Source organism: Bradyrhizobium sp. 25ACV, assembly GCF_054863005.1.
On sequence record NZ_JAVAYO010000008.1, the window covers coordinates 119,217 to 144,232 of the forward strand.

The following is a 25,016-nucleotide window of genomic DNA, read 5'->3' on the forward strand; positions in this document are numbered from 1 at the left end:
GTGATTGGAGCCGTTCACGCGCGATGCGCGCTGATGTCGTGGATCTTTCGAGACCCGAGCCGCTTCCGAAGATCCTCGTCCAGCATCGCCAGCGTCACCTCGCCGAGCCGCGCCAGCAGCAGCGCCTCCGCATCGTCAAAGGCCTGATCGAGCGCGGCATTGACGGCCTGTTCGACGAGACAGCCGGGCGCCTCGGTCCGGTTGCCCATCGCCAGAAGCGGGGGATTGCCGAGCGCGGCATAGACGTCGCGTAGCGTCACCTTCGACAGGTCGCAGACGATCGTCCAGCCGCCGCCGTGCCCCTTCTCGGAGCGCACGTAACCGATCTCCCGCAGGCCCGCCATGATACGGCGGATCACCACCGGGTTGGTGTCCATGGCCTTGGCCAGCGTCTCGGACGTGAACGGCCCAGGCTGCTGCGCCATGTGCAGAAGGACGTGCAGCACGCCGGAGAGTCGGGAATCTCGTTTCATGTAACTTTATATGTTACATGATGGCGGTGAGGTCAAGCGGTCTCTGCGCAGGTCTTCCGAGCCCATGCTTCGACCGCGAGCGAAGGACCCGCCACCAGACCTGTGCACAATCGCGTCGCAGGGCGCAGGCTGTCGACAAAGATGCAAAACGGCACGTTTTATGGCTGGCGAGTCGTCGCGGCGAGCTTTGGTCTCGCCGTTCTCGGCCTTGGTTTCGGCTTCTATGGTCCGCCGATCTTCCTGAATGCAGTTCGCGAGGCCAGGGGTTGGCCGCTGGCGTTGGTCTCGACGGCCGTGACCTTGCATTTCCTGACGGGATCAATCGTGACCGCCAATCTGCCGGCGCTGTATCGGCGGTTCGGGATTGCGGCTGTGACGAAGGCCGGCGCTCTCTCGCTGGCCGTCGGCGTCTTGGGATGGGCGAGCGCGACAACGCCGTGGCAACTGTTCGGCGCGACGTTGCTGAGCGGCGCGGGCTGGGTGACGATGGGCGTCGCCGCCGTCAACGCTATCGTGTCACCCTGGTTCGTCCGCCACCGCCCTGCGGCGCTCGCCGTCGCGTATAACGGCGCGAATGTCGGCGGGATCATCTTTTCACCGCTCTGGGCCGTGGCCATTGCAATGTACGGCTTTGCCACCGCAGCAGCCGTCCTCGGCGTGATCACGGTCGTCCTGGTGTGGACGCTCGCAAGCACCATGCTGTCACGCACGCCTGCGCAGATCGGATCGCTGCCGGACGGAGCGCAGCCCGCGGCGGCGACCGGGCCCGCGGACGCCGCACGGCCGCTGCCGGGATCGCTGATCTGGCGAGAACGTAAATTCCTGACGCTTGCGACCGGCATGAGCCTTGGGCTGTTTGCGCAGATCGGCCTGACCGCGCACCTGTTCTCGTTGCTGCTGCCCGCGCTCGGCACGCAAGGGGCCGGGCCAGCGGTCGGATCGATCGGCGTCATGGCGATCATGGGTCGAACGCTGCTGGGTTGGCTCATGCCGGAGCGCATCGACCGGCGGCTGATCGCCTGCGCCAGCTACACCGTTCAAATCACGGGCTCGATCATCTTCATCGCCGCGGCTGGAACGAACGTTCCGCTGTTGATTCTTGGTGTTGTCCTGTTCGGTCTCGGGTTCGGCAACGGCACGTTCCTGCCGCCGCTGATCGCCCAAGCCGAATTTGCACCGGAGGATGTGCCACGTGTCGTCGCGCTGATCGTTGCGATGTCGCAGGGCGCCTATTCATTCGCGCCGGCGGTCTTTGGCTTGATCCGCGAGTGGTTTTCGGTCGGCGCCTCTGGCGCCGCGCCAGGCTTCTATGTTGCCGCGGCGTTGGTTCAGGGATTGGCGGTCTGCGCTTTCTGGGCGGGGCGCCGTGCGCCGCGCTGAAGCCGTCGGGGCCGACACGCAACAACGGACGCGCCGATGATGTCATCCTGCTCCTGTTTTGCCTGACGGATCAATGATCGTCTCGTAAAATCAGGAATTCTCGCCGCGAACTTCCGAAAAAGATCATGCTCGAACGACAAAGCCAGGGCGCGGTGACGGCTCATGCCGATCTTGCCGCGTCCTATGCCGTTGATTTTGCTGTCCCCGGCTACTGTGCATGGGGTTGTTTTCGCACATTTCTGTCCTGCGATCAGGAAGGCCGGGATAGACCATGCTGATTTGTCACGGTGACGCCGCCGAGCGCGGGGACAACAATCGGCCAGGGCGACCGTAACGACTTTTCGTCCTCACCTCGCGCGGCGTCCGTTTTCATCAGTCCATTTTTGGAGGCGCATCATGCAGGTTTATAATGTGGTCAGGTTCAAGGTGAAGCCGGGCGAGGAAGCCGCCTTCCTCGACGCGCACCGGAGCGGCAAGGCCAAATGGCCGGGGCTGGAGCACGGCGTCATCATCAAGACCGGCGAGCAGACCTTCTGCCTCATCGGCATATGGGCCAGTCAGGACGCGCTGGTTGCGGCGCGATCGGCGATGATCAAGACGCTCGACAGCTTCAGGTCCGTGCTCGAGGACCAGGGCAATGGACGCGGTGTGACGGACGCGGTGTCGGGGCCGGTGGTGCTCGGTCTCTAGCAGCGAGCGGTGCCCGCTACTTCATCACCCGCAGCCCCTTGGTCGTGAACCGCTGGGTCTTCTCGCCCGGCCGCACCGGTCGCCGCGTGCCGGCGGCCTTGCCGGTGCCGGGGGGCTGGTGCGCGGGGACGAGCTGGTGGGGCTGCGAGCCGATCAGATCGCGGCGGCCCATCTCGATCAAAGCCTCGCGCAGCACCGGCCAGTTGTCGGGATCGTGGTAGCGCAGGAACGCCTTGTGCAGGCGGCGTTGGCGCAGGCCCTTGATCGCCTCGACCTTGTCGCTGCCGCCGTGGCGCACGCCGCGCAGCGGGTTGACGCCGGTGTGGTACATCGCAGTCGCGGTCGCCATCGGCGAGGGCAGGAAGGTCTGCACCTGATCGGCGCGATAGCGGTTCTTCTTGAGCCACAGCGCGAGGTTCATCATGTCCTCGTCGGTCGTGCCCGGATGCGCCGCGATGAAATAGGGGATTAGGTAATATTTCTTGCCGGCCCGTTCGGCCGCTTCGTCGAACATCCGCTTGAACTTGTTGTAGGCGCCGATGCCCGGCTTCATCATCTTGTCGAGCGGCCCGCGCTCGGTATGCTCGGGGGCGATCTTCAAGTATCCGCCGACGTGATGGGTGACGAGCTCCTTGATGTATTCGGGGCTCTCGACCGCGAGGTCGTAGCGCACGCCGGAGGCGACCATCACCTTCTTGATGCCGCGGGTCTCGCGCACCTTGCGATAGAGCCGGATCAGGTCGTCATGCGAGGTGTTGAGGTTCGGGCAGATCTCGGGGAAGACGCAGGACGGCCTGCGGCACGCCGCCTCGACCTTCGGGTCCTTGCACGCCATCCGGTACATGTTGGCGGTGGGGCCGCCGATGTCGGAGATCACGCCGGTGAAGCCCGGCGTCTTGTCGCGGATCTTCTCGATCTCGCGCAGAATAGAACCCTCGGAGCGGTTCTGGATGATGCGGCCTTCATGCTCGGTGATCGAGCAGAAGGTGCAGCCGCCAAAGCAGCCGCGCATGATCGTCACCGAGAACTTGATCATGTCCCAGGCGGGGATTTTTGCTTCGCCGTAGGACGGATGCGGCGCGCGCGCGTAGGGGAGGTCGTAGACCGCGTCCATCTCTTCGCTGGTCAGCGGGATCGGCGGCGGGTTGAGCCAGAGATCGCGATCGCCGTGACGCTGCACCAGCGGCCGCGCGTTGCCGGGATTGCTCTCCCGGTGCAGCACGCGCGATGCGCGCGCATAAGCTTCCTTGTCCTGCTCGACCTGCTCCAGCGCCGGCAGGCGGATCACGGTCGCGCCCTTCTGGCGCGTTGCGCCCTCGTCGGCGGAATCGAGATCGTCGGCGTGCAGCTCGGTGTAGTCCTCGGGGACCTTGCGAAACAGCGCGACGCCCCTGATGTCGTCGAGCGCGCGCGGCGCTTCGCCGGCGGCGAGCCGCTGCGCCACCTCGACGACGGCGCGCTCGGCGTTACCGTAGAGCAGCAGGTCGGCCTTGGCGTCGGCCAGCACCGAGCGGCGCACCTTGTCCGACCAGTAATCGTAATGCGCGATCCGGCGCAGCGAGGCCTCGATGCCGCCGAGCACGATCGGCACATCCTTGAACGCCTCGCGGCAGCGTTGCGCATAGACGACCGTGCAGCGGTCCGGCCGCTTGCCGCCTTCGCCGCCGGCCGTATAGGCGTCGTCGCTGCGCAGGCGGCGGTCCGCGGTGTAGCGGTTCACCATGGAATCCATATTGCCGCCGGTGACGCCGAAGAACACGCGTGGCTTGCCTAATGCCCTAAACGGCTCGGCCGAGTGCCAGTCCGGCTGCGAGATGATGCCGACCCGGAAGCCCTGCGCCTCCAGCAGTCGCCCGATGATGGCCATGCCGAAACTCGGATGGTCGACATAGGCGTCCCCGGTCACCAGCACGATGTCGCAGGCGTCCCAGCCGAGCGCGTCCATCTCGGCGCGGCTCATCGGGAGGAACGGTGCCGGCTTGCGCGGCTGCGCCCGGGCCATCAGCGGCTTTGCGGCGGTGATCATCTGGGTGTCCATGGCGCCAAGGGATAAGACCCCACGCCTCCGAATTCAACCGACGGACGCGTGAAAGATTGAGGTTCCCGGGCCGCAGCCGGGTCGCGCCAGGGTTCTCACCGCGGCCGACATCGGATATCCGGTTGCTCCATGGGCAAGGAAACCTCTGACGGCGGTCATGACGCGGTGGCCGGCGTATCGCCGTCCACGAATGCCTGGCTCGGCGTGATTGCGCTGGTCGGCTTCATCCTGGTGGCGACCGCGCAGGCCTCCAATCAGATTTTGGCGCGCGGACTCGCAGGCTCCGTCCCGCCCTTCACGCTCGCGTTCTTCCGCTGGAGCATCGTCGCAATCGGGCTCGCGCCGATCGCGCTCAAGGAGATTCTCGATGGCCGCGTGCCGCTGGCCGGGAACATCTGGCTGATCCTCGCCGCCGGCTTCATGGGCATGTTCCTGTGCGGCGGTCCGGTCTACGCCGCGGGCGTCTCGACGACGGCGATCCACATCGCGCTGATCATGGCGCTGTCGCCGATCACGGTGCTGCTGATCTCGGCCCTGCGCGGCATGGAGCATGTCGGCTCGCTGCAATGGCTCGGCACGGCGCTGGCGCTCGCAGGCGCGCTGCTTGTCATCTCCGGCGGCCATCCGCAGACACTGATCGAACTTCAGACTGCAGCGGGTGACGGCCTCGTCGTGATCGCGATGCTCGGCTGGTCCGGCTACACGCTGCTGCAATCGCGCGCCGCGCCAAAGGCGACGCTGCTGGCACGCATCAGCCTGTTCTCGGGCGCCGGCGCCCTATTCTCGCTGCCGCTCGCGGCCATGGAGATATGTGGGCGACGCCGGGGCAGGTCTTCAGCACCAAGGCGCTGTCGGCCTATGTCTTCGCCGGGATCGTTCCCGGCCTGCTCGCCTATGCCGGCTTTGCCTGGCTCGGCGGCAAGTTCGGCTCGGTGCGGACCTCGCTCGTGCTCTATCTCGGGCCGATCGCCAGCGCGCTGCTGTCTTTCGCCATCCTCGGCGAACCGCCGCAGCTGATCCATCTTTTCGGCGGTTTGCTGATTTTGGGTGGCGTCTGGGCCAGTTTGCGCCGCTAGTTCCATCCGCATGCGTCCGGGTTCACCCGCAGGAACCATCGGCCTTCGCGGACATTCTGATGAGGGGTTGCCGCGAGCCCGGCTCGCGCGCACTCGCGATGTTCGCCTCTGGCGATGGGGGAGCTGTGAGTACAGTAATAGAGAACCTGCTGTTGCGAAAGCAGAAGCTCGTGGAGCAGCTCGAAAAGGCGCCATCAGTCGAGGACCGCGACAGGATCGAGCACCAGCTCGAGCAGATCAATACCGCGCTGGATTTTCTGGACAGGCCGGGACCGAGGGAAGGGCGCTAGAGGCGCTCATTCCACTTTCAGCGCGTCCACCTTCAAGGCCTTGGCATAGACCACTCCCGAATTGGTGATATGCGTGGTCATCAATTCTTCGAAGGCGGTGAACTCGCCGCGCGCGAACAAATCGAGCAGCCTGCGATGCTCGTCGAACGAGGTGCGGGTCCGCACGTCGATCGGCGAGGTCAGATTGGTGCGGAGCGCGGCGACGCGGCCGGAGACCAGCTGATAGGATTCGGCGAGATAGCGATTGCCGCAATGGGTGAACAGCGCCTCGTGAAACGCGGCATCGGCGCGGCCATAGGCGATGTTATCCTTTGCCGCGACCGCCGGCTCCATCGCCGCGATGGCCTCGCTCATTGTGGCGATTGCACCGTCACGATCGTGACCATAGGCGAGCTCGGCGGCCTTGGGTTCGAGCGCGATGCGGAAGGTGCAGAGCGCGTTGATGTCGTCCGCGCTCGGCGTGAACACAAAGCTGCCGACCTGCGGGCGGATCACCACGAGGCCTTGCGCCTGCAGCTGGCCCATCGCCTCGCGCACCGGCGTGCGGCTGACGCCGAAGGAATTGGCCACCATCTCCTCGGAGATGGCGGCGCCGAGCGCGAACTCGCCGTCGATGATAGCCTGCCGCAGCCGCTGCATCACCCGCTGCGACAGCGATTTCGGCGTATCGAGCTTGAGCGAGCGCATTTGCGTTTCTCAGACGACCTTGCCGGGATTGAGCAGATGATCGGGGTCGAGCGCTGCTTTCAGCGTCCGCATCAGCGCGATCTCGGCCTCGCTCCTGGCATGGCCCAGCCACTTCTTCTTCAACGTGCCGATGCCGTGCTCGGCCGAGATGCTGCCGCCGAGCTCGCGGACGAGACCATAGATGATCGTGTCCATCTCTTCCTTCGGCTGCTGCTCGACGGAACGGCCGGCGACCCAGGAGACCAGATGCAGATTGCCGTCGCCGATATGGCCGTAATAGACGCTCTCACAGCCCTTGATGCCGGAAGCCAGCGCCGCCTTGCAACGCGTGACGAATTCGTCCATCCGCGCAACCGCAAGGCCGATGTCGTAGGAGATGTGCGGGCCCAGCACCTGGCCGAATCCGGCGCAGATGTCGCGCACCCGCCAGAAGGCCTGCGTCTGCGCCAGCGATTGCGCCACGGCGGCATCGGCCAGCAGCCCGCGTTCCATCAGCTCTTCGAGCCAGGCCTGGAAGCGCGGCGCGTCCAGGCTCTCGTCGGTGCCTTGCGCCTCGACCAGCACGTAGAGGCCGTGACCTGCGGCGACCGGCGGCTTCACGCCGGCGCGGGTCGTGATCACGTCCCAATAGTCCGGCCACATCACCTCGAACGCCGACAGCAGCGGCCCGAGCCCGCTGCGCGCCGCATCGAGCAGCGCGATCACCGCGGCATAGTCCTTCAGTGCGCAGAGCGCCGCCATAGTCGAGCGCGGCTTCGGAAACAGTCTTAGCACCACGCGGGTGATGATGCCGAGCGTGCCTTCCGAGCCGATGAACAGATGCTTCAGATCATAGCCGGCATTGTTCTTCATCAGCTTGTTGAGGCTAGTGATGATGGTGCCGTCGGGCAGCACGACTTCGAGACCGAGCACCAGCTCGCGCGTCATGCCGTAGCGGATCACGCGGTTGCCGCCGGCATTGGTCGAGAGATTGCCGCCGATGGCGCAGGAGCCGCGCGAGCCGAGGTCGAGCGGAAAGAAGAAGCCGGCTTCGTCCGCCGCCTTCTGGATCGTCTCCAGCGGCGTGCCTGCCTTCATCGTCATCGTCATCGACGCGCGGTCGATCTCCTCGATGCCGCTCATGCGCTCGAGCGAGATCGCGACCCAGCCGGCTTCGGGCGATGCGCCGCGGCACAGCCCGGTCAGTCCGCCCTGCGGCACGAACGGCAGCTGCGCCTGCCGGCAGGTCGCAATCGCATCGGCCACGCCCTGCGCGTCGACGGGGCGGATCACCGCAAGCGGCGTTTGCGGCAGGCTCGCGCTCCAGTCGTTGCAGTTGCGCGCGGGCACGTCGGTGCCGATCAGGACGGCGGCTGCGCCGAGCTTGTCGCGCAGGGCGCCGAGCAATTGGTCGGGACGCTTCACCGGGGTCACCATGTTCATGCGAGACCTCCCTAAATCTGGCTGCGTCCATGCGCGCCGTGATGGTGGAAAGGATTTGCCTCTTTCTTGTATGTAAGGTACAAGATGGAAAGTAAAGCAAAAACAAGGCTCGGAAGCCCCTTGAAGACCAATGGGGGATCAGAGGCTTGGTCCGAGATCGCAGCTTAGAGGGTAGTGAGATGACGGAGGCAATTCGCGGGTTCTGGGTGGCATCGGCGACGCCGCTGGCGGCCGACGGCAGCGTGGAGTCCGCCAAGCTGGCGGCTCACGCCAAGCAGCTGTTCGGCAGGGGCGTCGACGGCGTCGTGCTGTTCGGCACCACTGGCGAGGGCACCTCGTTCAATGTCACCGAGCGAGTTGCGACCATCGAAGCCGTGCTCAAGGCCGGTGTCGCGCCGGAACGCATCGGCATCGGTGGTGGCTTCCCCGCCATCACCGACAGCATCGCACTCTCGCGCGCCGCGCTCGGTCTCGGCCTGCGCCACGTGCTGGTACTGCCGCCTTACTTCGATCGCAGCGTCGCGCCTGAAGGTATCGAGGATGCCTTTGCCGCGATCATCGACGGCGTCGCCGACGATCGGCTGCGAGCTTATCTCTATCACATCCCGCAGACGCCGGGCGTTGCGATCCCCACCGCCGTCGCCGCAAGCTTGCGCAAGCGTTACGGCAAGGTGATTGCCGGCCTGAAGGACTCCAGCGGCGACTTCAAGCAGTTCCAGGCATTCCGTGCCGCGGCTCCCGAGCTCGCCATCACCGTCGGCAATGAAGCCGATATCACCCGTGCGATCGCCGCCGGCGGCGCCGGCACCATCTGCGGCATGGCCAATGTCGTGCCTGAGCTGGTCAAGGGCATGGTCGAGGGCAAGGATGTCGAAGCGCGCATGCAGGCTGCGATCGACGTCGTGCTGAAGACGCCCTCGTTCACTGCGACGCTGAAAGCAATCCTGGCGGCACAGACCGGCGATGCAGCCTGGCAGCGCGTGCGCCCGCCGCTCCGCGCCTCGTCCGACGGCTCCGCGTTCAAGCGGAAGCTCGACGAGTTGACGGCTCCTGCCATCGCCTGAGACCGCACAAAAGCGTGATACGCCGCCACGAATTCGCGTGCTGCGTGTCGCGGCCAGCACGACGGCAATCGGAGATTGCCGTTCGACGCCGCTCCGTTCTTAGAACGGTTCAACACTAGAGCGATTCAACTCTGCCTGCGGTTCTCTTCGGGCACAGCGGCTGTTAGACGCGCCAGCTTCAATGCTGCGTCTGACCTGGAAGTGAATCGAACGTGCGTGCTTATCTGGATGGCCCGCGCATCTGCGGCCATCGAACTCATGCCGGCAAGAGCCGTGCGGGTCTTCTCATCGGAGCGGCCGTGCTGCTCGCCGAATGCCCCTCCAACATGACGACCGCGCAGGCGCAATCGGCCCTGCCGCCGGTGACGGTGGAGGCGCCGGCGCAGCGACCGAAGCCGGTGCGTGCATCGGATCAGGCGCCACGCCGCACGCAGGCCGCCGCGCGCCAGCGCAATCGTAACTCCGCGCCCGCCGCAGCGACACTCTCGGAGCGCGCGGCCGCGGAAGCCGCCGCGCAGCAGGCCGCAAAGCTCGGCTACCGCGCGATGCCGAGTGCGACGACGCTGCGCAGCGGCGCCTCGCCACTCGACACCTCGCAGTCCGTCAACGTCGTGCCCGAGCAGGTGCTCAAGGACCAGTTGCCGCGCAACATCGACGACGCGCTGATCAACGTCTCCGGCGTCACCCAGACCAACACGCTTGCCGGCAGCCAAGACGCGGTGATCCGGCGCGGCTTTGGCGACAATCGCGACGGCTCGATCATGCGCAACGGCATGCCGCTGGTTCAGGGCCGCAGCCTCAATGCCGCCGTCGAAAGCGTCGAGGTGCTGAAGGGGCCGGCCTCGCTGCTCTATGGCATCATGGACCCCGGCGGCATCGTCAACACCATCAGCAAGCGTCCGGAGCTCTATCAGCACGGTTCGATCACGCTGCTCGGCTCGGCCTTCAACGCCTCCAAGACCGGCGCCGACGGCCTGCTCGACGTCACCGGCCCGATCGGCGACCAGGGTCTCGCCTATCGATTTATCGGCTACGGTGTCAGCGAGGACTATTGGCGCAATTTCGGTCGCCACCGCGAGATGTTGATCGCGCCGTCACTGGCCTGGTACGGCCAGGACACCACGGTCCAGCTCAACTACGAGCATCGCGAGTTCATCTACCCGTTCGATCGCGGCACGGCGTTCAACCCGGTGACCAAGGCGCCGCTCGCAGTGCCCGCCACGCGACGGTTAGATGAGCCCTTCAACAACACGTGGGGTATGTCCGACCTGATGCAGGCCTCCGTCGAGCATCGCTTCAACCAGGACTGGAAGCTCTACGCCGGCTACAGCTACAACACCGAGACCTTCAGCGCCAACCAGCTCCGCATCACCGGTATTGACTTCACGACCGGCAGGGAGACGCGCAGCAACGATGGCACGGGAAGCTCGCTCAGCAACGTCAGCTACGGAACGTCGTATATTTCCGGTAGCTTCTGGCTCGGCGACATGCGCAATGACGTCGTGTTCGGCGGCGATGGTCAGTATCGCACCATCTACCGCGACACCTTGATCCGGCAGACGACGCCCGCCTTCAATGTCTACAATCCCGTCTATGGGCTGATCGGGCCCGGGACGACGGCGTCGAACAGCGATAGCGCCCAGACCGACAAGCTCGGCCAGTGGTCTCTGTTTGTCCAGGACACGCTGCATCTGACCGAGCGCTTCGCGCTGGTCGGCGGCGCGCGCTACATGGACTATGACCAGATCGCCGGCCGCGGGAAGCCGTTCAACACCAATACCAATGTGTCACAGGACAAGGTACTTCCGCTCGGCGGCGCCATCTTCAAGCTGACCGATCAGATCTCGCTCTATGCGAGCTACACCCAGTCCTTGAAGCCGAACTCGACCATTGCGCCGATCGGCGTGGTGATCGATTCCAACATCGCTCCGGAAGAGGGCGTGTCATACGAGGCCGGCGTCAAATTCGATCTGAACAAGCGCATCTCCGGCACGTTGGCCCTCTACGATCTCGACAAGAAGAACGTGCAGACGACGAAGACGAACAGTGCAGGAGTTGTAGAGCTCCATACCGTCGGCCGCGCACACTCGCGCGGCGTCGAACTGGACGTCACCGGCAGGCTCACCGATAGCTGGGCTCTGATCGGCAGCTATGGTTATACCGACGCGCGCGTGACGGCTTCCGAGGACGTGACGCTGCGCGGCAGGAAGCTGCAGAACGTCGCGCTGAACACCGCATCGCTCTATCTGGTGTATGACTTCGGCACCGCATTGCCCGGTCAGCTCCGCCTCGGCGGCGGTGCGCGCTATGTCGGCGACCGTCCCGGCGATTCCACCAATACCTTCTTCTTGCCGTCCTATGTGGTCGCCGATATTTTTGCGACCTACGAGACGAGATACCAGAACACGCCGGTGATCTATCAGTTCAACGTCAAGAATCTGTTCGACACCGTCTATCATCCCTCAGCCGTCAACAATCTCAACGTCGCGATCGGCGATGCGCGGCGCGTATCGCTGTCGGCCACGGTGAAGTTCTAGTCATGGCAGCGCGGCCCGGACACACCATCAAGGCGGTCCTGTTCCAGGTCCATTCCATCGCGGGCCTGGTCCTTGCTCTGCTGGTGTCCCTGATCGCGCTGACCGGCGCGATCATGAGTTTCGAGGACGAGATTGTCGATCATCTCAACGCCGGCATCATGCAGGTCGCGCCGCGTCAGGCGCCGGCGTTGATGCCTGATGCGCTGGTTGCGCAGCTGAAGGCTTCGCAGGACCTCGGCAAGGTCGCCGCCGTCACGCTGTCGAGCGATCCATCTGCGGCGATTCATGTCCGCTTTGCGCGTGACGACCGGGGCGACCGGCCGACTTCGTTCTATGTCGATCCCTATGACGCTAGCGTGCTCGGCTCGCCGCGCGGCGAAGCGTTTTTCGCGACCGTGCGCCGGCTGCATCGCTGGCTGCTCCTTCCCGGCGACGGCAAGGGCTGGGGACGTCCGATCACCGGCACGGTCGCGCTCGGCCTGATCGTCATGCTGGTGTCGGGCCTCGTGCTGCGCTGGCCGCGTCGTGCAGGCAGTCTGAAGATGTGGCTGAAGCCGAATCTTGGGCTTGGTGGCCGCGCTCTGCACCGGTCGTTGCACACCGTGATCGGCACCTGGGTCCTTCCGGTCTATCTGACGATGACCCTCACCGGCCTGTATTTCTCCTTCGAATGGTACAAGGACGGCGTGACCTGGCTGCTCGCGCGTCCGCACGTCACGGCAGCGAAAATGCCCGCAAAATTGCCGCGTGCGGCCAACTCCAAACCGGCGCCGCCAATCGGATTCGATCAGGCCTGGATGACGTTCCAGCGTGAGGAGGGCGATCGGTTCTCCAGGGCCTTGCTGACGCTGCCGGCGCAGGGTACGACGTTGCGCATCCGGTCGTGGGGGAAAGCCTCGTTGCTGGAGACCACGCGCGATGAATTCCGCCTCGACGCCGTCACCGGGCAGTTGGTCTCAGCGGAGCGCTTTGCTGACAAGACGTTCGGCGAAAAGATCATCGCGGCCATCTACGACATCCATCGCGGCGAGATCCTGGGCTGGCCGGGCAAGCTCGCGTTCATGATGGCGGCGCTCTTGATGCCGTTATTCGCGGTCACCGGCATTCTGCTCTATCTGTCGCGCCGCAAGCTGCGCCGTCCGGTACAGAAGCCGCTCGGGCGACTCGTTCCCGGCGAGTGATCGGGCGAGGCTAGCCAAGGCGCTTCTAATCGGTCAAAAGCTCATGGCCCTCTTCTCAAGGTCCGTGCCATGAAGCTTTCCACCGTCACCCCCGCCGATATCCGCCGCGCACTGCTGCTGCGCGAAGAAATCGCGCTGCTCGATCTCAGATACGAGGCAGGCTTTGCGACGGGGCATCCCCTGTTCGCCGCCAACATGGCCGTGGATCGAATCGAGGTCGAAGCCAAGGTGCGGCTGCCGCGCAAGGACGTGGCGATCGTGCTTTACGATGACGGCGAGGGGCTGGTCGCGGCCGGCGCCGAACGCCTGGCCGCGCTCGGCTATAGCAATATCAGCGCGCTCGACGGCGGGCTGAAGGCCTGGCGCGCGGCGGGCTATCAGATGTTCGAAGACGTCAATTCCTATTCGAAGGCGTTCGGCGAGCTGGTCGAAGCGCGCCGGCACACGCCGTCGTTCAGCGCCGACGAGGTGGCAAAACTCATCGCGGACAAGGCCAACATCGCCATCCTCGACGTCCGCCGTTTCGACGAATATGCGACCATGAACATTCCGGGCTCGGTCAGCGTGCCCGGCGCCGAGCTGGTGCTGCGGGCAGGGCAGGCCGCGCCTGACCCTGAAACCACCATCATCGTCAATTGCGCCGGCCGCACGCGCTCGATCATCGGCACCCAGTCGCTGATCAATGCCGGCGTGCCCAACAAGGTGCGGGCGCTGCGCAACGGCACCATCGGCTGGACGCTGGCGCGACACACGCTCGACCACGGCGCTGACAGGCGCGGCGCGATCGGGTCGTTCGAGAGCGGCCTGGCCAATGCGCGCGACGTCGCCTATCGCGCCGGTGTTCGCCATATCGGCGCAAGCGAGATGGCTGCGCTCGTCGCGCAAACGGACCGCACGCTCTATCGCTTCGACGTGCGCGATGCCGAGGAATATGCGGCGGGTCACCTCGCGGGCTTCCGCCATTATCCCGGCGGCCAGCTGGTCCAGGAGACCGACATGGCCGCGCCCGTGCGTGGCGCTCGCATCCTCCTGACCGACGACAGGGGTGTCCGTGCCGACATGACCGCATCTTGGCTCGCCCAGATGGGCTGGGAGGTCTATGTGCTGGAAGGGGGATATGACGCCGCGCTCGAAATCGGCCCGCCGCGCGTGCTGCCCAAGCCGGATCCGGCCCACCGTTACCGCCGGCCCTATGAAGGCACTGACGTCGCGCAGGCTGCTATGCAGGCCTATCTCGATTGGGAATATGGGCTGGCCGAGCAACTCCGCCGTGATGGCACGCACGGGTTTTATGTGATTTGATTCTGTTACCCGTCACCCTGAGGTGGCCGCTTCTTAGCGGCCCTCGAAGGGCGACGGCCCCGTTGTCCGCTTGGCCGTTCATCCTTCGAGGCTCGCCCCGCGGTGCATTCGCACCGCAGGCCTCGCACCTCAGGATGACGGGGCTAGTGGTGGGATGCCAAGTGCATGACCATCCGCCATTTTCTCCCCGTATCCGACCCCTATTGTGCCGCGCACCGTCCGCGGTCTATGAGCTGCGACAAACCTCATCATCTATGGAGACACCATGCCAGCCCCCGGCCAAAGCCCTGAGCGGAGTGCCAAGGCGCTGCTGCTCGAAGGCGTCAATGACAGCGCTGTCGACCTTTTCAAGGGCGCGGGCTTCACCAATGTCGAGCGGCTGACCAAAGCGCTGGACGGTGACGATCTGCGGGGTGCGCTCAAGGGCGTGTCGCTGCTCGGCATCCGCTCGCGCACCCAGATCACTGATGACGTGCTCGGGGCCGCCGACCAGCTTCTCGCGGTCGGCTGCTTCAGCGTCGGCACCAACCAGGTCGATCTCATGGCGGCGCGCAAGCGCGGCATTCCCGTCTTCAACGCGCCGTTCTCCAACACGCGCAGCGTCGCCGAGCTGGTGATCGGCGAGATCGTGATGCTGCTGCGGCGGATCTTCCCGCGCTCGGTGTCGGCGCATGACGGCGGCTGGGACAAATCGGCGACCGGCAGCCGCGAGGTGCGCGGCCGCACCCTCGGCATCGTCGGCTACGGCAATATCGGCTCGCAGCTCTCGACCCTGGCCGAAGCCATCGGCATGCGGGTGATCTATTTCGACCGCACCGACAAGCTCCGCCACGGCAACACCGAGCCGGTCGAGAGGCTGGAAGAGCTGCTGGCGCAGAGCGACGTCGTCAGCCTGCACGTGCCGGAGACGCCGGAGACCGCGGGCATGATCGGCGAGAAGGAGCTGCGGGCGATGAAGCCTGGCTCGTTCCTCATCAACAACAGCCGCGGCACCGTGGTCGATCTCGATGCGCTCGCGCGCTCTTTGCGCGACGGCCATCTTGCCGGCGCGGCCGTCGACGTGTTTCCGGTCGAGCCGTCGTCGAATTCCGATCGCTTCAAAAGCCCCATACAGGGCCTCGAGAACGTCATCCTCACCCCGCATATCGGCGGCTCGACCGAAGAGGCGCAGGAGCGCATCGGCGGCGAAGTCGCGCGCAAGCTGGTCGACTATTTCATCACGGGATCGACCATGGGTGCGGTGAACTTTCCGGAAGTGCAGCTGCATCTGCGACCCTCCGGCGCGCGCTTCAGCCATGTCCATCGCAACGTGCCCGGCATGCTGCGCCGTCTCAACGAGGTCTTCCTCCAGCGCGACATCAACATCGCCGCGCAATATCTGGAGACCGCCGGCGATCTTGGTTACGTCGTGCTCGATGCCGATCTCGGCGGGCAGGATTCCGCGGCGCTGCTCCAGCAGATCCGCGCCCTCGACGGCACGGTCGGTGCCCGGCTGGTGTTCGAGCACTAAAGCATGATCCGGAGAAGCGCGCAGCGGTTCTCCGAAAAGATCAAGCTTAAACAACAACCTAAAGCGCGATGACGATTCATCCTCATCGCATCGCGCTCTAGACGGCGGGGGGCCCACGTTCCGGTTGCATTCCTTCGCCAAGGCTCTCTACACTACGCCATCGACTTCGACGCGCACGTGACAAATCGCGTCGGATTTGAGCTTCAGTTGCGTGAGTGCCGCGATGGAACCGGACACCGTACTGATTGATCTCGCGCTTCAAGGCGGCGGTTCGCATGGCGCCTTCACCTGGGGCGTGCTCGATCGCCTGCTGGAAGAGAAGCGGCTTACGATCGCCGCGATCTCCGGGACGTCCGCGGGCGCGATGAACGCAGCGGTGCTGGCGGATGGGTGGACCGCCGGTGGCGCCGAGGGTGCGCGTGACGCGCTCGAACGATACTGGCGCCGCGTTTCGAAAGCGGCGGCCTTCAGTCCGCTCCAGCGCTCGCCGCTCGACCGGCTGATGGGGCGCTGGACGCTGGATACGTCGCCGGCCTACATCCTGACCGACCTGATGTCGCGGGTGCTCTCCCCCTACGACCTCAATCCGACCGGCTACAATCCGCTGCATGCGGTGCTGGCTGAGAGCATCGATTTCGAGCGCCTCGCGCGCTCGCCGATCAAGCTGTTCATCACTGCGACGCGGGTGCGCACCGGGCGAGGACGCATCTTCCGCAACGCGGAGATCACGGCTGACGTGTTGCTCGCGTCGGCCTGCCTGCCAACCATGTTCCGCGCGATCGAGATCGACGGCGAACCGTATTGGGATGGCGGCTATGCCGGCAACCCGACCATCACACCGCTCATTCGCGAAAGCGACGCGCACGACACCATCCTGGTGCAGATCAATCCGACTGAAAAGCCGGAAGAGCCGCGGACGGCGGCGGAGATACTCAATCGGCTGAACGAGATTTCGTTCAACTCGCCGCTGATGAAGGAGTTGCGTATGATCGCGTTGCTGCGTCAGGCGGCCGACCCGGGAAGCGGCGAGGGCGCGCGCTGGGCGAAGATGCGGACCCACCGCGTCAAGAGCGACATGCTGGCGAAGTTCGGCGCCTCGTCCAAGCTCAACGCCGAATGGGAGTTCGTCTCGATGCTGCACGGCGAAGGACGTCGGGCGGCCGAAACGTTCCTCGACGAGCACGGCCCGGATATCGGTCGGCGCTCGACCGCCGATCTCGACATCCTGCTGTCGGAGTGCTGAGAGGTGGGGCTTCTCGGCATTCTCGTCGGGCTCGGCCTTCTCGTCCTATTCGCCTTTCGCGGCTGGAGCGTTCTCCTGCTCGCGCCGTTCGCCGCGCTCGTCGCGGCGCTGTTCGGCGGCGAGCCGCTGCTTGCGAACCTGACGCAGATCTTCATGGTGAATGCTGCTGCATTCCTGGCGCAGTTCTTCCCGATCTTCCTGCTTGGCGCCGTATTCGGGAAACTGATGGACGACAGCGGGGCGGTCACCTCGGTTGCAACCTTCATGGCGAGACGTCTCGGCGAGCGCCGCGTGATCCTGGCGGTCGTGCTCGCCGGTGCGATGGTCACCTATGGCGGCGTCAGCCTGTTCGTCGCGTTCTTCGTGATCGTCCCCATGGCCCGCTCGCTGTTTCGTGCCGCCGCGATTCCGCGGCGATTGATTCCGGCCGCGATCGTGCTGGGCACGTCGACCTTCACGATGTCGGCCTTGCCGGGCACGCCATCGATTCAGAACGCGATCCCGATGCCGTTCTTCGGCACGACGCCGTTTGCCGCGCCCGGGCTCGGCATCATCGCCTCCCTGATCATGGTTGGCGCGGGATTGTGGTGGTTGCGCCGCGCCGAAGCCGCGGCTCGCCGTGCGGGGGAAGGCTATGGCGAGGACATGGAGGGTGCGGCCGAACGTGCCGTCGATGACGAACTGGTCCGCGAATACGCGACCACCGCACGAGAGTTCGATCCGGCCGAGATCCGGCATGGACGGCGCGGTGAAATGTCTGCTCCGGTGGTGAGTGCCATCCTCCCGCTGGCGGTCGTCGTGGCTGTCAATCTCGTGATGTCGCTGCTGGTGCTGCCGCGGCTCGATGTCTCGTATCTGAGCGAGCAGCGCTTCGGCGGTACATCGTTGGCGGCGGTCGCTGGTGTGTGGTCGGTCAGCACCGCGCTGGGTGCTGCCATCGTCACGACCATCCTTCTCAATTGGGCCCGGCTTCCCTCTCTGCGGCAGACCATGGACGCCGGTGCCAATGCATCGGTTCTGCCGGCGCTCAGCGTCGCCAGCCTCGTCGGATTCGGCGCGGTGATCGCGGCGCTACCGGCTTTCGAAACGGTGCGCGACTTTGTGCTTGCGATCGAAGGTGGCCCGTTGGTCTCGCTCGCGGTTGCGACCAATATTCTGGCCGCGCTGACGGGCTCGGCATCCGGCGGCTTGACGATCGCGCTCGACGCGCTCGGCCAGACCTATGTCGAGATCGCCGCGCGCAACGGCATCGACCCTGCGCTGATGCATCGCGTCGCGGTGATCGGTTCGGGGACGCTGGACATCCTGCCGCACAACGGTGCGGTGGTCAGCCTGCTCGCGATCTGCGGCCTGACCCATCGCGACAGCTATCTCGACATTGTGATGGTGGGCATCGTGACGTCGTTATTGGCGCTGGTGGCCGTGATCGCCTTGGGGAGCGCGCTCGGATCATTCTGATGGGCGGCTCGGCATGAGCGATTGACGGGGAGACGAAGGTTGCATTGAATGCGGCCAGGCGTCGACGCAACAAATCGAGAAAGCCGGGGGGAACGATGACGAGAAAGAAAGCGAAGCTGTGTGCGTTGCTTGTAAGCTCGATGGCGACCCTGGGGACGGGCACGGCGTCGGCGGCAACGCTGGCAGAAGACGCCGAGGCGGTCTGCAAGAGTCTCGTCGGCGGTGCCGATGCCATGAAGATCGACTCCGCAACGTTGCAGGCGCCCTCGCCGATCGCCGTCGCCGAACGCGGGCCGACGCCGTCAGGGCGCATCACGCCGGCCAATCCAGCGTACTGCAAGGTGCTCGGCCATATCGATCCTGTCGATCCCAAGGCGCCGCCGATCAAGTTTCAGGTCAACCTTCCCGTCGAATGGAACGGCCGCTCGCTGCAATATGGCGGCGGCGGTTTCAACGGTGTGCTGATCACCGGCCTTGCGCTGCCGCCGGCCTATCCGTTCGACAAGCCGTCGCCACTGGCGCGCGGCTTTGTTACCTACGGCACCGATTCCGGACATGAGACCAAGCAAGGCGAACCACCGCAGGTGTTTGCGCTGAACGATGAAGCCTTCGAGAATTTTGCTCACCGCGCCTACAAGAAGGTGCGCGATGCCGCCGTTGGGCTGATGGAGCGCGCCTACGGCAAGAAACCGGACAAGATGTATTTCATGGGTTCGTCCGAGGGCGGCCGTGAAGGCCTGACCATGGCGCAGCGCTACCCCGACGATTTCGACGGCATCTTCGCACGCGTGCCCGTGATCAACTGGGTCGGCCTGCAGCATGCCGGCACGCGTTCGGGTCTCGTCACCATGGGTGCGGGCTGGATCAATCCGGCGCAGGTCAAGCTCGTCGGCGATGCGGTGCGGGCGGCCTGTGACAAGGCCGACGGCTCCGACGATTCGCTGGTGCAGGACCCCGTCGCCTGCAAGGCGGCATTCAAGGTCGAGACGCTGCGCTGTGAGGCCGGAAAGAGCGGCGATCAGTGCCTGTCCGATGCGCAGATCAAGGCGATTGATACCTTGCACGGGACCTACAAATTCCCGTTCGCGCTTGCCAACGGTCTCGATGACTATCCCGGCTGGGGTGTGTCGGGTGAGGATACGCCGGCGATCGGCCCGACCGGCGGCTGGGTGGCGTGGTGGCTCGGCACCGCGCCGCCGGCGCAGCCGCCTGCGCCCAACAACGGCATCGCCTGGATCTACGGCGCCGGCGGCATTCAATATGTCTTCGCGCGCGATCCCAAGCTCGATGTCACCACCTACAAGGTGGAGGAGCACAAGGCGCGGTTGCTCGAGGTTTCGAAGCTGATGGATTCGACCGATCCCGATCTCAGCCGCTTCCGCGCCCGCGGCGGCCGTCTGATCATGCTCGAGCATATGGCCGACTTCGCGCAGAGCCCCTATGCCGGCATCCGCTATTTCGAGAGCGTCGAGCGCAAGCTCGGCAAGGCCGAGACCGCGGAGTTCGCGCGGCTCTACACCGCACCCGGCGTCGATCATGTCGGCTCCGGCGCACCGGCCAATGTCGATATGCTGAGCGTGCTGGTCGACTGGGTCGAGAAGGGCAAGGCGCCCGGCGACCTCGAAGTCAGCGAGCAGAAGGTCGAGGCGCCCTCATTCGCAACGCTGCGTGCTCAGCCGCTGTGCCGCTGGCCGGCCTGGCCGCACTACAAGACGGGTGCGGTGACGGAGGCGTCGAGCTTCACCTGCGCGCCGTAACGAGGTGGCCCGTTTGACAACAAGCCTGCGCCCGGTTATCTATTTCGCATGCGAAATAAATCGGCCGACGCGCGGCATCATCGGCTGATCTACCTGCTGAGCGTCGCGCAGCGCCGCTTGCAGCGCTGGATGGCGGCGCGGCCTTCGAGCGAGGTGACGCCGGCGCAGGCCGGGCTGTTGTTCATCCTCGGCAAGCAGGACGGCGTTCTGATGGGCGAGGCGGGCGCGGCGCTCGATCTGGGGCCGGCCGGCATTTCCGGCCTCGTCGATCGCACGGAGGCGGCGAAGTTGATCGAGCGGCGAGCCGATCGCGAGGACGGACGCGCCTGGCGCATCTGGCTGACGCCGAAGGGACAGACCGCGCTGGCGCAAGCAAAGGCAGGCGCGGCAGCGGTCAACGCCGCGCTGACGGACGGATTCACGGCAGCGGAGATCGACATCGTCGCGCGCTGGCTGACCAGCATTCAGGACAAGTTTCCAAGGCCTTCAGATACAAGATCTTCAGAAACAAGACATTCAGACGAATAAAAGGAGAGACCGATGACCGAGCACGTCCGGATCGAGAACAATGGCGGAATTCTCACCCTCACCCTGGCGCGTCCCGACAAGAAGAACGCGCTGACCGATGCGATGTACGGCAAGCTTGCGGACGCAATCGAATCCGCCGAGTTCGATCCGTCCGCCCGCGTGATCCTGATCCGCGGCGAGGGCGACATGTTCACCGCCGGCAACGACGTCGGCGAATTCGCCGCGGTCGCAGCCGGCAAGTCCGAAGGCAGCCGTAACGTCGTGCGCTTCATCCAGTCGCTGGCGCGCTGCACCCGGCCGCTGGTCGCCGCCGTGCAGGGCCGCGCCGTCGGCGTCGGCACCACGATGCTGCTGCATTGCGATCTCGTCGTGCTCGCCGACAACGCGCAATTGTCGACGCCCTTTGTCAGCCTCGCGCTGGTGCCGGAAGCCGCCTCCAGCCTGCTGATGCCGGCACGTATCGGCCATGCCCGCGCCTACGAGATGTTCGCGCTGGGCGAGACCGTGCCGGCGCAGGCCGCGCTGGAATGGGGGCTCGCCAACCGCGTGGTGCCGCTCGACAAGCTCGATGCCGAGGCGCTCGCGCTGGCGCAGCGTCTTGCCCGCCAGCCGGCCGGCGCGCTCACCGCCACCAAGAAGCTGATGCGCAACGGCGAGGCGCTGGTCGCGCAGATGCAGGCCGAGGGCGAGCAGTTCGCGCAGCGCCTGCGCACCGCCGAGGCGCGCGAAGCGTTTACGGCGTTTGCCGAGCGCCGCCCGCCGGATTTCACCAAGGTCGCGTGAGGGACGCAGCCGCCAGGAGGCGCGGGGCGCGCAACCGCAGGTATTCGAATTAAGTCTTAACCAAACCTTGGCATGTCGCGATGCAAGGTGGCCGCTCGTGAAGAGTAGGCCCCCGACCCATGGCAATGTTTAAGAAATCGGTAAGCTCGCTTCTCCTGACGCTGATGGCCCTGCTGGCCGTCGGCGCGCTGGCCTCGACAGCGTTCCAGATGGCCGGGGCCTTCGGCCGCTATAGCGAAAGTCTCGAGACGGAGCGTCTCGCGAATGCCGACAAGGCGATCTTCCACGGTGTGCTCGCGCTGCGTAACAATCGCGGCGATGCCCAGAGCGCGCTGCTCGGCGAGGACGATCCGCGCGCCAAGCTCGGTGCCGCCGAGAAGGCCGAGCAGGCCGGCTATGATTCCATCGTCGCGGCGCTCTCGACCGTCGACTTCGCCCGCCGCGACGAGCTCGCAAGCACGCTGAAGCAGCGCTGGAGCGAGGCCGCCCCGAAATTCCAGCTGTTCTACGACGAGGCGAAGCACCCGCGTGCCGAGCGCAAGATGGAGCGCACCGCACCGTGGTACGATGCCGTCACCAAGGTGATCGATACCGCCAATCTGGCGTCCACCGCGGTGTCGAACCGTGCCTGGATGAACGACCCCTTCATCGCACGCATGATCCAGGCCCGCCGGCTTGCCTGGCAGGTGCGCGACCGTTACGGCATCCAGTGCTCGACGCTGCGCCCGAACGTCAATGCCAGCAAGCCGCTCGACGAGACCCAGAAGCAGACCGTGGCGAGCTGGAACGGCATCGTTACCGCAGGCTGGACCGGGATGGAGGAGCTGCTGGCTGCGCCCGACGTGACGGCCGACCTCGTCAATGCGGCGAAGGAGGCGCGGGCCAAGACCGACGGCGTGCTCAAGCAGATCGGCGATCTCACCCGGAATTTCGACGGCAGCGGCAAGCCGGCGATGCCCCCCGCGGAATGGAACGCGCTGTGCCAGTCGCCCTTCGCGCCCATCGTCGCAGTCGCCAACAAGGCCCTCGACCAGTCGATCGCGCGTGCCGAGATGGTTCAGGCGAAAGCCCTTATCAACCTCATCGTACAGTCACTCGCCTTCCTGCTCGCGCTCGCGGTGACCCTGGCCGGCGTATACGTGGTGCGCAATCGCCTGGTGCGCCCGGTGCGCGCCATTCTCGACGCCATCGCCCGCATCAGCGCGCGCGACTACGCGACGCCGGTGCCGCAATCCCGGCATCCCGACGAATTCGGCACCATGGCTGCCGCACTCGAAAGCCTGCGTGAGAGCGCGGCGACCGCAGAGCGCCTGGGCATGGAGCGCGAGTCGCAGCAAGCCCTGCAGCTGGCTCGCTCCGGTACCGTCGACGAAGCCTGCCGCAGCTTTGATGACACCGTGCAGGCGGTGATCCACAGCGTCGTGGCCTCGACGCGGGAGCTCGATGACACCGCAACCGGCGTGCGCTCGCTGGTGTCGGAATCGAGCAGCCAGACCGCGGCGGTCTCCTCCGCCGCCGAGCAGGCCACCAACAATCTCGAGACCATCGCGGCGGCGACCGAGGAGCTCTCCGCATCGGTCGGCGAGATCTCCGCGCAGGTGCAGTCGAGCGCGCGGGAGGCCCGCGAAGCTGTGTCGCAGGCCGAGCAGACCAACGCGACGGTCGAGATCCTCGACCAAACCGCAAGCCGCATCGGCGAAGTCGTGAAGATGATCAACGCCATCGCCGGCCAGACCAACCTCCTGGCCTTGAACGCCACCATCGAAGCCGCGCGCGCCGGTGAAGCGGGCCGGGGCTTTGCCGTGGTCGCGGGCGAGGTCAAGAACCTCGCCGCACAGACGGCGACGGCGACGGAAGAGATCTCGCGTCAGGTCGAGGAGATCCAGGGCGCCACCGGCCAGGCCGTGACCGCCATCCGCGCCATCGGCGGCGCCATCAGCGGCATCGACGAGAAGATGACGGCGATTGCCGCCGCCGTCGAGCAGCAGCGCGCGGCCACCACCGAGATCTCGCGCAACTTCCAGCAGGCCGCGCAGGGTACGCGCGAAGTCACCGATACAATCGGCAGCGTCGCCAGGCTCAACCAGGAGACCGGCAACGCCGGCACGGTCTTGTCGGAATCCGTCAAGAAGATGTCGGCCGACGCTGACCGCCTCCGCGTCGCGGTCGAGGGCTTTTTGGGCGCGGTCAAGACCGCGTAGTTTCGCCTCATTCTTCCAACCTGACGTCGTGCGTTCGGCATTGCCGCCGGTCCGCGCGGCGGCTACATCTGTGCCGCCTCGCTCCGTGAGCGGGGCCAGACGTAAGACATATCAGGGATGGAGAGTTCGATGCCGGTCACCCCACACAAGGCCCAGCGCCCCTATCGCGGCGTGTTCCCGGTCGCGCCCACCATCTTCGACGAGCGCGGCGAGCTCGACCTCGAGGGACAGCGCCGCTGCATCGATTTCATGATCGATGCCGGCTCGAACGGCCTCTGCATCCTCGCCAATTTCTCCGAGCAGTTCGTGCTCACCGATGCCGAGCGCGAAACCGTGATGCATGCGGTGCTGGAGCATGTCGCGGGCCGGGTTCCCGTGATCGTCACCACCACGCATTTCAGCTCGGCCGTCTGCGCCGCGCGCAGCCAGCAGGCCGAAGCCGCGGGCGCCGCCATGGTGATGGTGATGCCGCCCTATCATGGCGCGACCTTCCGCGTCCCTGAGAAGGGCATCGTCGAATTCTTCAAGGTGCTCTCCGGCGCCATCACCATTCCGATCATGATCCAGGATGCGCCGGTCGCGGGCACGCCGCTGTCGGTCGAGCTGCTGGCGCGGCTGGCGCGCGACTTCGTCAACATCCGCTATTTCAAGATCGAGGTGCCGGGCGCGGCCTCAAAGCTCCGCAGCCTGATCGAGGCGGGCGGCAAGGACATCGAGGGTCCCTGGGACGGCGAGGAGGCGATCACGCTGCTCGCCGATCTCGACGCCGGCGCCACCGGCGCGATGACCGGCGGTGGCTATCCCGACGGCATCCGCCAGATCATCGATCCCTATTTCGCCGGCAAGCGCGAGGAAGCGAAGGCCGCCTACGAGCGCTGGCTGCCGCTGATCAATTACGAGAACCGCCAATGCGGCCTGATCGCCTGCAAGGCGATGATGCAGGCTGGCGGCGTGATCAAGTCGGACGCGGTGCGCCATCCGCTCCAGCCGCTGCATCCGGCAACGCGCGCGGGCCTGCTGGAACTCGCCAAGGAGCGCGACGCGCTGGCGCTGCGGTGGGGGAAGTAACGGTACCAAACACTCAGTGTCGTCCCGGACAAGCGCGCCTCAAGCGCGCGTAGATCCGGGACCCATAGCCACAGAGAGAAGTTTGGCGAAGACTCGGAGTTGGCAGCTCGCTTGATAACCACTCCCTGGGATTATGGGTCCCCGCGTTCGCGGGGACGACATCGAGTGTGAGGCCCGCCCTCCAACCTCACTCGCCAGCTTCCAAGTTGGCTGACGGCGTCGAATTAGCGCGATTCGAGCCGTTTCCGGCAGCCCGGCGATGAAGTAACATACGTTCGCCAACCAGACCCTGCGGAGCATCTCGAGACATCGCGTAACACCTCTTCAT

Annotated in this window: 20 protein-coding genes and 1 pseudogene; 17 read left to right on the forward strand and 4 right to left on the reverse strand. The window is 65.6% G+C overall.

Annotated elements, in window-relative coordinates:
- Window positions 1–14 precede the first annotated feature (14 nt).
- Window positions 15–473 carry an Rrf2 family transcriptional regulator gene (locus tag RAD04_RS19990; protein ID WP_461625117.1) on the reverse strand — a complete coding sequence of 153 codons (459 nt, stop codon included), beginning with the start codon at window positions 471–473 and terminating at the stop codon, window positions 15–17.
- Window positions 474–614: 141 nt separating this feature from the next.
- Between RAD04_RS19990 and RAD04_RS19995 the strand changes: the two genes are divergently transcribed.
- Window positions 615–1,853, forward strand: coding sequence for an MFS transporter (locus RAD04_RS19995; protein ID WP_461625118.1), 1,239 nt, complete (start codon window positions 615–617; stop codon window positions 1,851–1,853).
- A 396-nt stretch (window positions 1,854–2,249) separates the two neighbouring features.
- Window positions 2,250–2,543 carry an antibiotic biosynthesis monooxygenase family protein gene (locus RAD04_RS20000; RefSeq protein WP_461625119.1) on the forward strand — a complete coding sequence of 98 codons (294 nt, stop codon included), beginning with the start codon at window positions 2,250–2,252 and terminating at the stop codon, window positions 2,541–2,543.
- A 16-nt stretch (window positions 2,544–2,559) separates the two neighbouring features.
- Here RAD04_RS20000 and RAD04_RS20005 read toward each other — a convergent pair whose 3' ends face one another.
- A complete protein-coding gene (locus RAD04_RS20005) occupies window positions 2,560–4,581 on the reverse strand; it encodes a YgiQ family radical SAM protein (protein ID WP_461625120.1) in 2,022 nt (673 codons plus the stop codon).
- 129 nt (window positions 4,582–4,710) lie between these two features.
- Between RAD04_RS20005 and RAD04_RS20010 the strand changes: the two are divergent.
- The 3 genes and pseudogenes from RAD04_RS20010 to RAD04_RS20020 form a co-directional block, all read left to right on the forward strand.
- Window positions 4,711–4,881, forward strand: a pseudogene (locus RAD04_RS20010) (DMT family transporter); the annotation flags it as partial.
- 509 nt (window positions 4,882–5,390) lie between these two features.
- A complete protein-coding gene (locus tag RAD04_RS20015) occupies window positions 5,391–5,657 on the forward strand; it encodes an EamA family transporter (RefSeq protein WP_461625121.1) in 267 nt (88 codons plus the stop codon).
- 125 nt (window positions 5,658–5,782) lie between these two features.
- Window positions 5,783–5,947 carry a hypothetical protein gene (locus RAD04_RS20020; RefSeq protein ID WP_167443383.1) on the forward strand — a complete coding sequence of 55 codons (165 nt, stop codon included), beginning with the start codon at window positions 5,783–5,785 and terminating at the stop codon, window positions 5,945–5,947.
- Window positions 5,948–5,953: 6 nt separating this feature from the next.
- On the opposite strand, the gene RAD04_RS20025 is transcribed toward RAD04_RS20020, so the two are convergent.
- Window positions 5,954–6,634: a GntR family transcriptional regulator gene (locus tag RAD04_RS20025; protein WP_461625122.1), complete on the reverse strand. Its 681-nt coding sequence runs from the start codon at window positions 6,632–6,634 to the stop codon at window positions 5,954–5,956.
- Between the two features lie 9 nt (window positions 6,635–6,643).
- The gene (locus RAD04_RS20030) at window positions 6,644–8,056 is read right to left on the reverse strand and encodes an FAD-binding oxidoreductase (RefSeq protein WP_461625123.1); all 1,413 of its coding nucleotides are present in this window, start codon (window positions 8,054–8,056) and stop codon (window positions 6,644–6,646) included.
- A 179-nt stretch (window positions 8,057–8,235) separates the two neighbouring features.
- Between RAD04_RS20030 and RAD04_RS20035 the strand changes: the two genes are divergently transcribed.
- The 12 genes from RAD04_RS20035 to RAD04_RS20090 all read left to right on the forward strand — a co-directional run bounded on the left by RAD04_RS20035 (window position 8,236) and on the right by RAD04_RS20090 (window position 24,688).
- Window positions 8,236–9,120 carry a dihydrodipicolinate synthase family protein gene (locus RAD04_RS20035; protein WP_461625124.1) on the forward strand — a complete coding sequence of 295 codons (885 nt, stop codon included), beginning with the start codon at window positions 8,236–8,238 and terminating at the stop codon, window positions 9,118–9,120.
- Between the two features lie 212 nt (window positions 9,121–9,332).
- The gene (locus RAD04_RS20040) at window positions 9,333–11,657 is read left to right on the forward strand and encodes a TonB-dependent siderophore receptor (RefSeq protein WP_461625125.1); all 2,325 of its coding nucleotides are present in this window, start codon (window positions 9,333–9,335) and stop codon (window positions 11,655–11,657) included.
- Between the two features lie 2 nt (window positions 11,658–11,659).
- On the forward strand, window positions 11,660–12,838 hold the full coding sequence (locus RAD04_RS20045) for a PepSY-associated TM helix domain-containing protein (RefSeq protein WP_461625126.1): 1,179 nt from the start codon (window positions 11,660–11,662) through the stop codon (window positions 12,836–12,838).
- Between the two features lie 69 nt (window positions 12,839–12,907).
- Window positions 12,908–14,140 (forward strand): rhodanese-like domain-containing protein, encoded by a 1,233-nt coding sequence (locus RAD04_RS20050; RefSeq protein ID WP_461625127.1) that lies wholly within the window; start codon window positions 12,908–12,910, stop codon window positions 14,138–14,140.
- 265 nt (window positions 14,141–14,405) lie between these two features.
- Entirely contained in the window at window positions 14,406–15,650 is a 1,245-nt protein-coding gene (gene serA / locus RAD04_RS20055; protein ID WP_461625128.1) for a phosphoglycerate dehydrogenase, read from the forward strand.
- Window positions 15,651–15,873: 223 nt separating this feature from the next.
- A complete protein-coding gene (locus RAD04_RS20060) occupies window positions 15,874–16,893 on the forward strand; it encodes a patatin-like phospholipase family protein (protein WP_026202509.1) in 1,020 nt (339 codons plus the stop codon).
- Window positions 16,894–16,896: 3 nt separating this feature from the next.
- Window positions 16,897–18,351, forward strand: coding sequence for a GntP family permease (locus RAD04_RS20065; RefSeq protein ID WP_461625129.1), 1,455 nt, complete (start codon window positions 16,897–16,899; stop codon window positions 18,349–18,351).
- A 95-nt stretch (window positions 18,352–18,446) separates the two neighbouring features.
- Entirely contained in the window at window positions 18,447–20,108 is a 1,662-nt protein-coding gene (locus RAD04_RS20070) for a tannase/feruloyl esterase family alpha/beta hydrolase (RefSeq protein WP_461625130.1), read from the forward strand.
- 48 nt (window positions 20,109–20,156) lie between these two features.
- Window positions 20,157–20,636: a MarR family winged helix-turn-helix transcriptional regulator gene (locus tag RAD04_RS20075; protein ID WP_461625131.1), complete on the forward strand. Its 480-nt coding sequence runs from the start codon at window positions 20,157–20,159 to the stop codon at window positions 20,634–20,636.
- 12 nt (window positions 20,637–20,648) lie between these two features.
- On the forward strand, window positions 20,649–21,419 hold the full coding sequence (locus tag RAD04_RS20080; protein WP_461625132.1) for an enoyl-CoA hydratase: 771 nt from the start codon (window positions 20,649–20,651) through the stop codon (window positions 21,417–21,419).
- A gap of 119 nt (window positions 21,420–21,538) precedes the next feature.
- Window positions 21,539–23,620 (forward strand): methyl-accepting chemotaxis protein, encoded by a 2,082-nt coding sequence (locus RAD04_RS20085; protein WP_461625133.1) that lies wholly within the window; start codon window positions 21,539–21,541, stop codon window positions 23,618–23,620.
- 129 nt (window positions 23,621–23,749) lie between these two features.
- Complete coding sequence (locus tag RAD04_RS20090; protein WP_461625134.1) at window positions 23,750–24,688, forward strand: dihydrodipicolinate synthase family protein; 939 nt, start codon at window positions 23,750–23,752, stop codon at window positions 24,686–24,688.
- Window positions 24,689–25,016: the final 328 nt, after the last annotated feature.

Bases quoted from the DNA above. Each gene is read 5' to 3' on its own strand.
- RAD04_RS20045 (WP_461625126.1), top strand. From the start codon at position 11,660: ATGGCAGCGCGGCCCGGACACACCATCAAGGCGGTCCTGTTCCAGGTC.
- RAD04_RS20000 (WP_461625119.1), top strand. From the start codon at position 2,250: ATGCAGGTTTATAATGTGGTCAGGTTCAAGGTGAAGCCGGGCGAGGAA.
- RAD04_RS20085 (WP_461625133.1), top strand. From the start codon at position 21,539: ATGGCAATGTTTAAGAAATCGGTAAGCTCGCTTCTCCTGACGCTGATG.
- serA (WP_461625128.1), top strand. From the start codon at position 14,406: ATGCCAGCCCCCGGCCAAAGCCCTGAGCGGAGTGCCAAGGCGCTGCTG.
- RAD04_RS20035 (WP_461625124.1), top strand. From the start codon at position 8,236: ATGACGGAGGCAATTCGCGGGTTCTGGGTGGCATCGGCGACGCCGCTG.
- RAD04_RS20025 (WP_461625122.1), bottom strand. From the start codon at position 6,634: ATGCGCTCGCTCAAGCTCGATACGCCGAAATCGCTGTCGCAGCGGGTG.
- RAD04_RS19995 (WP_461625118.1), top strand. From the start codon at position 615: ATGCAAAACGGCACGTTTTATGGCTGGCGAGTCGTCGCGGCGAGCTTT.
- RAD04_RS20080 (WP_461625132.1), top strand. From the start codon at position 20,649: ATGACCGAGCACGTCCGGATCGAGAACAATGGCGGAATTCTCACCCTC.
- RAD04_RS20015 (WP_461625121.1), top strand. From the start codon at position 5,391: ATGTGGGCGACGCCGGGGCAGGTCTTCAGCACCAAGGCGCTGTCGGCC.
- RAD04_RS20090 (WP_461625134.1), top strand. From the start codon at position 23,750: ATGCCGGTCACCCCACACAAGGCCCAGCGCCCCTATCGCGGCGTGTTC.
- RAD04_RS20075 (WP_461625131.1), top strand. From the start codon at position 20,157: ATGCGAAATAAATCGGCCGACGCGCGGCATCATCGGCTGATCTACCTG.
- RAD04_RS20070 (WP_461625130.1), top strand. From the start codon at position 18,447: ATGACGAGAAAGAAAGCGAAGCTGTGTGCGTTGCTTGTAAGCTCGATG.
- RAD04_RS20060 (WP_026202509.1), top strand. From the start codon at position 15,874: ATGGAACCGGACACCGTACTGATTGATCTCGCGCTTCAAGGCGGCGGT.
- RAD04_RS20050 (WP_461625127.1), top strand. From the start codon at position 12,908: ATGAAGCTTTCCACCGTCACCCCCGCCGATATCCGCCGCGCACTGCTG.
- RAD04_RS20005 (WP_461625120.1), bottom strand. From the start codon at position 4,581: ATGGACACCCAGATGATCACCGCCGCAAAGCCGCTGATGGCCCGGGCG.
- RAD04_RS19990 (WP_461625117.1), bottom strand. From the start codon at position 473: ATGAAACGAGATTCCCGACTCTCCGGCGTGCTGCACGTCCTTCTGCAC.
- RAD04_RS20030 (WP_461625123.1), bottom strand. From the start codon at position 8,056: ATGAACATGGTGACCCCGGTGAAGCGTCCCGACCAATTGCTCGGCGCC.